This is a genomic window from Streptomyces sp. NPDC002788 (assembly GCF_053592115.1).
In genome coordinates, this window is sequence record NZ_JBSFVB010000028.1 from 72,653 (window position 1) to 79,942 (window position 7,290).

General features: G+C 72.0%; 9 protein-coding genes and 1 tRNA gene. 8 read left to right on the forward strand and 2 right to left on the reverse strand.

From position 1 onward, the window contains the following. The 7 genes from glp (at nucleotide 1) to ACWD1U_RS35225 (ending at nucleotide 5,186) form a co-directional block, all read left to right on the forward strand. On the forward strand, nucleotides 1–1,338 hold the full coding sequence (gene glp / locus ACWD1U_RS35195; protein ID WP_451113429.1) for a molybdotransferase-like divisome protein Glp: 1,338 nt from the start codon (nucleotides 1–3) through the stop codon (nucleotides 1,336–1,338). A gap of 85 nt (nucleotides 1,339–1,423) precedes the next feature. Then, nucleotides 1,424–1,933 carry a cyclic pyranopterin monophosphate synthase MoaC gene (gene moaC / locus ACWD1U_RS35200; protein WP_451113430.1) on the forward strand — a complete coding sequence of 170 codons (510 nt, stop codon included), beginning with the start codon at nucleotides 1,424–1,426 and terminating at the stop codon, nucleotides 1,931–1,933. Beyond that, on the forward strand, nucleotides 1,930–2,430 hold the full coding sequence (locus ACWD1U_RS35205; protein ID WP_451113431.1) for a MogA/MoaB family molybdenum cofactor biosynthesis protein: 501 nt from the start codon (nucleotides 1,930–1,932) through the stop codon (nucleotides 2,428–2,430). The genes moaC and ACWD1U_RS35205 overlap by 4 nt, the downstream gene beginning before the upstream one ends. A 23-nt stretch (nucleotides 2,431–2,453) precedes the next feature. After that, nucleotides 2,454–3,074: a GNAT family N-acetyltransferase gene (locus tag ACWD1U_RS35210; protein ID WP_451113439.1), complete on the forward strand. Its 621-nt coding sequence runs from the start codon at nucleotides 2,454–2,456 to the stop codon at nucleotides 3,072–3,074. A 172-nt stretch (nucleotides 3,075–3,246) separates the two neighbouring features. Continuing rightward, entirely contained in the window at nucleotides 3,247–4,434 is a 1,188-nt protein-coding gene (gene sepX, locus ACWD1U_RS35215) for a divisome protein SepX/GlpR (RefSeq protein ID WP_451113432.1), read from the forward strand. A gap of 83 nt (nucleotides 4,435–4,517) precedes the next feature. After that, nucleotides 4,518–4,591 (forward strand) — tRNA-Ala (locus ACWD1U_RS35220). A gap of 151 nt (nucleotides 4,592–4,742) precedes the next feature. Continuing rightward, nucleotides 4,743–5,186 (forward strand): hypothetical protein, encoded by a 444-nt coding sequence (locus tag ACWD1U_RS35225; protein WP_451113433.1) that lies wholly within the window; start codon nucleotides 4,743–4,745, stop codon nucleotides 5,184–5,186. Between the two features lie 18 nt (nucleotides 5,187–5,204). Here ACWD1U_RS35225 and ACWD1U_RS35230 read toward each other — a convergent pair whose 3' ends face one another. Beyond that, the gene (locus ACWD1U_RS35230; protein ID WP_451113434.1) at nucleotides 5,205–5,681 is read right to left on the reverse strand and encodes a GNAT family N-acetyltransferase; all 477 of its coding nucleotides are present in this window, start codon (nucleotides 5,679–5,681) and stop codon (nucleotides 5,205–5,207) included. 60 nt (nucleotides 5,682–5,741) lie between these two features. On the opposite strand from ACWD1U_RS35230, the gene ACWD1U_RS35235 reads away from it, so the two are divergent. Continuing rightward, the gene (locus ACWD1U_RS35235) at nucleotides 5,742–6,545 is read left to right on the forward strand and encodes an exodeoxyribonuclease III (protein ID WP_451113435.1); all 804 of its coding nucleotides are present in this window, start codon (nucleotides 5,742–5,744) and stop codon (nucleotides 6,543–6,545) included. A gap of 13 nt (nucleotides 6,546–6,558) precedes the next feature. On the opposite strand, the gene ACWD1U_RS35240 is transcribed toward ACWD1U_RS35235, so the two are convergent. Next, nucleotides 6,559–7,206 (reverse strand): MerR family transcriptional regulator, encoded by a 648-nt coding sequence (locus ACWD1U_RS35240; protein WP_451113436.1) that lies wholly within the window; start codon nucleotides 7,204–7,206, stop codon nucleotides 6,559–6,561. Nucleotides 7,207–7,290: the final 84 nt, after the last annotated feature.

Here is a 7,290-nt window from a genome sequence, read left to right on the forward strand (position 1 = left end):
TTGAGCAGCGCCGCGCCCCGCGTCACCGGCCAGGACCACTTCGGCCCCGACCACCTGTGGTCGGTGGACGAGCACCTGGAGGACATCCTCGCCACCGTCCGCCCCCTGGAACCCATCGAGCTTCACCTGCTCGACGCCCAGGGCTGCGTCCTCGTCGAGGACATCACGGTGCCGGTGTCCCTGCCGCCCTTCGACAACAGCTCGATGGACGGCTACGCGGTGCGGGTCGCGGACGTGGCGGGCGCGAGCGAGGAGTTCCCGGCGGCCCTGGAGGTCGTCGGGGACGTCGCCGCCGGCCAGGCCGAGCTGCTCCACGTCGGCCCCGGCCAGGCCGCCCGCATCATGACCGGCGCCCCGCTGCCGCCCGGCGCCGAGACGGTCGTGCCCGTCGAGTGGACCGACGGCGGGCTCGGCGAGGGCCCGGTGCACGGCATGCGCGCCCGCAGCCTCGGCCCCGAGGGCGCCACCGGCCACGTGTACGTGTACCGCCCGGCCGAGGCACGCGCGCATGTGCGCGCGAAGGGCAGCGACGTGAAGGCCGGCGACCGAGCCCTGGAGGCCGGAACGATCCTCGGCCCGCCGCAGATCGCCCTGCTCGCCGCGATCGGCCGCGGCACCGTACGCGTACACCCGCGCCCGCGCGTGGTGGTGCTCTCCACCGGCAGCGAACTCGTCCAGCCGGACACGGAACTGGGCACCGGTCAGATCTACGACTCCAACAGCTTCGCCCTCACCGCCGCCGCCCGCGACGCCGGTGCCATCGCCTACCGCGTGGGCGCCGTCGCCGACGACGCGGAGACCCTGCGCTCCACCATCGAGGACCAGCTGGTCCGCGCCGACCTGATGGTCACCACGGGTGGCGTGAGCGTCGGCGCGTACGACGTCGTCAAGGAGGCCCTCTCCCACGTCGCCGACGAGGACGAGGCCGGCAGCGGCATCGAGTTCCGCAAGCTCGCCATGCAGCCCGGCAAGCCCCAGGGCTTCGGCTCCATCGGCCCCGACCACACCCCGCTGCTGGCCCTGCCCGGCAACCCGGTGTCGTCGTACGTCTCCTTCGAGCTGTTCGTCCGCCCCGCGATCCGCGCCCTCATGGGCCTCCAGGACGTCCACCGCCCGACGACCCGGGCGACCCTGACCGCGGACAAGGCACTGACCTCGCCGAAGGGGCGCCGCCAGTTCCTGCGCGGCACGTACACCGACGGCAACGTCACGCCCGTCGGCGGTGCCGGATCCCACCTGGTCGCCGCCCTCGCCCACGCGGACGCACTGATCGTCGTCCCCGAGGACACCGAGTCCGTCGAGCCCGGCACCGAGGTCGAGGTGGTCCTGCTCGGCTGAGAGCCGCTGGTTGGGGGTACCGTGTCGCGCACAGCAGGCCCGTGCGCCGCACCGCGACGGGCCCGGACCGGGAGCGCCACACAGCATGAGCACGCAGGACCCACCCACGCGGAACGGCCCCGCACAGGACCGGCTGACGCACATCGACGAGGCGGGCGCGGCCCGCATGGTCGACGTGTCGGAGAAAGACGTGACCGCACGCACCGCCCGGGCCAGCGGACGCGTCCTCGTCTCGCCCCGCGTGATCGAACTGCTGCGCGGCGAGGGTGTCCCCAAGGGCGACGCCCTCGCGACCGCGCGGATCGCCGGGATCATGGGCGCCAAACGCACCCCCGACCTCATCCCGCTCTGCCACCCGTTGTCGGTGTCCGGTGTGAAACTGGACCTGTCGGTCGCGGACGACGCCGTGGAGATCCTGGCCACCGTCAAGACGACGGATCGCACGGGCGTCGAGATGGAGGCCCTCACCGCGGTCTCCGTCGCCGCGCTCACCGTGATCGACATGGTCAAGGCGGTCGACAAGGGAGCGGTCATCACGGACGTGCGGGTGGAGGAGAAGACGGGCGGCAAGTCGGGCGACTGGAGCCGGTCATGACGTATCGCGCTCTCGTCGTCACCGCCTCGAACCGGGCCGCCGCCGGGATCTACGAGGACAAGGGTGGCCCGCTGATCTCGGACGGCCTGGGACGCTTCGGCTTCGAGGTCGAGGGCCCCCAGGTCGTCCCCGACGGCGACCCCGTCGAGGCGGCCCTGCGCGCCGGTGTCGAGGCAGGGTACGACGTCATCGTGACCACGGGCGGCACGGGAATCTCGCCCACCGACCGCACGCCCGAGGCCACCCGACGGGTGATCGACCACGAGGTGCCGGGCATTGCCGAGGCCATCAGGGCGTTCGGCCGGGAGAAGGTGCCGACCGCGGCGCTCTCCCGGGGCCTGGCCGGAGTGGCCGGGAGCACGCTGATCGTCAATCTGCCCGGATCCAGCGGCGGTGTGAAGGACGGCCTGGCCGTGCTGGAGCCGCTGCTCGTCCACGCCGTCGAGCAGCTCCGCGGCGGCGACCACCCCAGATCCGGCAGTGGGGGTGCGAGCTGAACAGCCCATCCTGGCCCGTCGAGCTGGTGGACGGCGACATCGTCCTCAGGCCGATAAAGCTGCGCGACCAGCGGGCGTGGCGTGAGGTCAACCGGCGCAACCGCGACTGGCTGCGCCCCTGGGAGGCGACCATCCCGCCGCCCACGCCCGGCGGGCCGTTGGCGCATCGCCCGACCTTCCGGCAGATGGTCCGCCACCTGAGGTCGGAGGCGAACGCGGGCCGGATGCTGCCCTTCGTCATCGAGTTCCAGGGGCGGCTGGTCGGGCAGTTGACGGTCGCCGGGATCACCTGGGGCTCGATGTGCTCGGGACACATCGGGTACTGGGTGGACGAGGCGGTGGCCGGCCGCGGCGTGATGCCGACGTCGGTGGCGCTCGTCGCGGACCACTGTTTCCGCACCGTCGGTCTGCACCGCATCGAGGTCTGCATTCGCCCGGAGAACGGGCCCAGCCGCCGGGTCGTGGAGAAACTCGGATTCCGCGAGGAGGGACTCAGACCGCGTTACCTGCACATCGACGGGGCCTGGCGCGACCATCTCGTCTTCGCGCTCACGGCGGAAGAGGTGCCGGACGGTTTGCTCAGGCGGTGGCAGCGGGCACGATCGGAGAGTAATCCGGGAATCCGGCACCACCCCGGAAATTGAATACTTGTTCGAAATTGATCGCGTGGTGACCGTCCCGGGTCAATGAATTCCAGGCCTGAGTGGCCTAGTGATCGCATCAGTCGCAAAAAAAGTTCGAAATATCAGCCAGATCGTGCGACACACCGGCTCAATTGGCGGATGGCCTCACCCCGATCCCTCTACGGTGTGAGGCGTGAGCAGCAGCGGCCTCATCTACGCAGTCATTGTCGGGGCCTGGGCCGCCTACTTGGTGCCGATGTGGCTCCGTAGGCAGGACGAGCTGAACGAGGCCCGTCCGACGGAACGCTTCAGCACCGCCATCCGGCTGCTGTCCGGACGGGCGGGGATGGAGCGCCGGTACGCCAAGGACCTGCAGGCGCGCTCCGCCGACGAGGGGGAGCAGGACGCCGACGACCCGGACGCCGTCACCGATACGGTGGACGTCCGGGCCTTCGCCGTGTCCAAGACGCGTCCGCAGACCCAGGTGCCCGTACCGTCGCCCGCCCCCGAGCAGCAGGCCCGCCCGGCACCGGCACCGAACGCGGCGGGCTCCGAACGCGCGCGGAACCGCGGGCCCGTGCCCGCCGCCCGGCGTGGCACATCGCCGCAGGCCCAGGCGGCCGCGGCGCGAGCCCGGCGCTCGAAAGTGCTCGCGCGCCGTCGGCGCACCACCACCATGCTGTTCCTCGCCTTCACGCTCGGCGCGATCGTCGCAGCGGTCGGGGGGCTGGCGTTCCTGTGGGCTCCCGGCGTCCCCGCGGTCATGCTCAGCATCTACATCGCGTACCTGCGCTCCCAGGAGCGCCGCCGGTTCACGTACCAGATGGACCGCCGCCGCGCCGAGGCCGCGGCCCAGCGGCTGCGGGAGCGGCAGCGCCAGCCCCGCCGGCGCGTCCTGACCGACGAGGAGACCGACGAACCGGAGGAGGGACCCGAGCCGGCGACCGACCCCGGACTGTCCGCCCTCGCCGCGGACCGGCGCGCCCTCGTCGAGCAGACCGACCACGCGGAGTGGGTCGACCAGCAGCGCGAGCGGCAGCGGCGTCCCGGGCAGGGCGGTGACAGCTGGGAGCCGGTGCCGGTGCCCCTGCCGACGTACGTGACGGCCCCGGTCGCCCCCCGGGCCACCAGCGACGTCGACCTCGGCGCCCCCGGCACCTGGAGCTCGGCCCGATCCAGCGCGGTCGCCCCGGACGCGGAGCACGAGAGCGACGCCGCGGCTCCGGCCGAGACGGACCCCCACCCGCAGGACGGCGCGGACGACGACGGACGCACCGACGCCCGCCGGGCAGCCTCCGCACGGCGGGCACGGGAGCGCGGTCGTACCCCGCTGTTCGACCAGTACGAGGACGGGGAGCGCCCTCGGGCCGCCAACGAGTAGCCCCACGAACCCGCAGGTGACCGCCCCTCGGGAACGGATTTCCAAGCAGGCCGATCGGGGTGCTAAAGTTTCACTCGTTGCAAGGGCCTGTGGCGCAGTCCGGTAGCGCACCTCGTTCGCATCGAGGGGGCCAGGGGTTCAAATCCCCTCAGGTCCACGCAGCTCAGAGCCCGGTCGGGGAACCGACCGGGCTCTGACGTGTGTTCAGCGCCACATGCTTACCCAAGCTTGGCCCGGCCGTGGATCTCCTTGACGATCTCGCCGCGGACACTGGGGTATCTGGTCGGTGCGCTTGCCGCGGAGGCGCTGTGGCACATCTGGTTCCGGGCATCCTCGCCGCCGTCTTCGCGGGCGCGCTGAACCTGTTCTTCGTCCGGGCGGCATGGCTGCACTGGACCGGCTCCGGCCGGGCGCCCGACCTGCACATCGGATACTCCTGGAACCCGTCGGTCGTAGAGGGGCATGAACGCGGCATCGTCCCGTTCGCCGCCTCGTTCGTCTGCATGCCGATCGGCATCGCCGTCGCCGCCGCCTCGGACGGCGCGGGGATCGCCATGGTGAATGTCGGTGTGATCTTCATCCTGGGCTCGCTGCCCTTGCTGGTGCTGCACCTCACGATCGCGTGGTTCAACTGGCCGAAGGTGCTGGTCCCGCCGCACCGGCGGGGCGAGACCGGCTCGGTGATCGAGTGGTGGCGCGGCCGCGGACAGCGCGCGCCGCGCGGCAAGGGCCCCCGGCGAAGCCGCCGCTGAGCCCTCGTCAGCCGTCGGTCAGAGGCTCTTGGCGAAGCAGCGGCTCGCCTCGTGGTGGCGGTAGTAACCGAACTTGGCGCACGGCTCGTAACCGCTGGACGTGTACAGGGCTATGGCCTCCGGCTGCTTGGTGCCGGTCTCCAGAACCATGCGGAGCCGGCCGGCCCGGCGGGCGTCCTCCTCCAGGGCGGACAGGATGCGGCGGGCGAGGCCACGGCCGCGCATCTGCTCGATCACGTACATGCGCTTGAGTTCGGCGTCACCGTCGAGGTTGCCCTCGCCGTTCTCGTCCTGGGTGCGCCAGCCGCCCGAGGCGACGGGGGTGCCGTCCGCGTCGTACGCGACCAGGTAGATGCCGCTCGGCGGGTCGAAGTCCGCGGCGGCCATGGGCGTGGCGTCGCCGTCGTCGCCGTAGCGGATGGCGTACTCGGCCTGGACCTGGTCGTTCAGCTTCATGGCGTCGGGGTGGTCGAAGGCGACCCGGCGTATGTCCATGGCGGCTACCGTATGCGATCCGGAACTGGACCCCGTCCAGAGTGCCGGTATCGTGCCGGGGTGCTGACTGTGACCTCTGTGAATGTGAACGGGTTGCGGGCCGCCGCGAAGAAGGGCTTCGTGGAGTGGTTCGCCGGGACCGGAGCCGACGTGGTGTGCCTGCAGGAGGTGCGGGCCGAGCCGGAGCAGCTGCCCGAGCACGTCCGGGCGCCCGAGGGGTGGCACGTGGTGCACGCGCCGGCCGCCGCCAAGGGCCGGGCGGGGGTGTCCCTGTACAGCCGGCGCGAGCCCGACCGGGTGCGGATCGGCTTCGGGTCCGCCGAGTTCGACGGCAGTGGACGGTATGTGGAGGCGGACCTGCCGGGGGTCACCGTCGCCTCGCTGTATCTGCCCTCGGGTGAGGTGGGCACCGAGCGGCAGGACGAGAAGGAGCGCTTCATGGGCGAGTTCCTCGCCCACCTGACGGGGCTCCGGGAGCGGGCCGCCGCCGAGGGGCGCGAGGTGCTCGTCTGCGGTGACTGGAACATCGCCCACCACAAGGCCGACCTCAAGAACTGGCGCGGCAACACCAAGAACTCCGGCTTCCTGCCCGAGGAGCGGGAATGGCTGTCCAGGGTCTTCGACCCGGCCGACGGCGGGTACGTCGACGTCGTGCGGGCCCTGCATCCGGACACCGAGGGGCCGTACTCCTGGTGGTCGTACCGTGGGCGGGCCTTCGACAACGACACCGGTTGGCGGATCGACTACCACGTGGCCACCCCGGGGCTCGCCGAGCGGGCGGTCAAGGGGTTCGTGGAGCGGGCCGCGACGCATGCGGAGCGGTGGTCCGACCACGCGCCCGTGACGGTGGTCTACGACCGCTAGGGCTTCTCGGCCGTCAGGACCCGCCCCCGCGCATCCTGCGGTCCAGCGCCAGCGACAGTTCCGCCTCCACCACGCTGCGGGCCAGTGGGCGCAGGCGGGGCAGGTCCTGGGTGGAGGCGTGGCGCAGAACCAGGTCGGTGAAGAGGGCGGCCAGGGCGTCGGCGTGGGTGCGGACCTGCCTGGCCGCGCCGAGGACCTCGGCGAGCGGGATGCCCTCGCGGACCAGGGCCGAGGAGACGTCCAGGAGGCGGCGGCTGATGTGGACGATCTCGCCGCCGTCGGTGCCGAGGTAGCCGAGCTCCATCGCGGCGGCGAGGTTCTCGGGCGTGGCCTCGCCCGCGAAGTGGTCGGCGAGTTCCTCGGGTGTGAGATGGACCGGTTCCTCCTCGGTCGGGGCGCCGACGCCGAGCAGGTCGCCGACGTCCCGGCCGTGGTCGAATGCCTCCGCCAGTTCCGCGATGCCGCTGAGGGTGTGGCCGCGGTCCAGCAGGGCCGTGATCGTACGGAGCCGGGCCAGGTGGTCGTCGTCGTACCAGGCGATACGGCCCTCGCGGCGGGGTGGCGGGATCAGCTTGCGTTCGCGGTAGAAGCGCAGGGTGCGCACCGTGATCCCGGCCAGGCGGGCCAGCTCTTCCATGCGGTATTCACGCTTCTCGGCCACCTGGGCACCTTAAGGGGTCCTTGCACTATGAGCGTCCGATCAGGTCGCGTGGTCTGGCACCGCGCCTCGCCGCGTTGCCAGACC

Bases quoted from the DNA above. Each gene is read 5' to 3' on its own strand.
- moaC (WP_451113430.1), top strand. From the start codon at position 1,424: ATGAGCACGCAGGACCCACCCACGCGGAACGGCCCCGCACAGGACCGG.
- ACWD1U_RS35230 (WP_451113434.1), bottom strand. From the start codon at position 5,681: ATGGACATACGCCGGGTCGCCTTCGACCACCCCGACGCCATGAAGCTG.
- ACWD1U_RS35205 (WP_451113431.1), top strand. From the start codon at position 1,930: ATGACGTATCGCGCTCTCGTCGTCACCGCCTCGAACCGGGCCGCCGCC.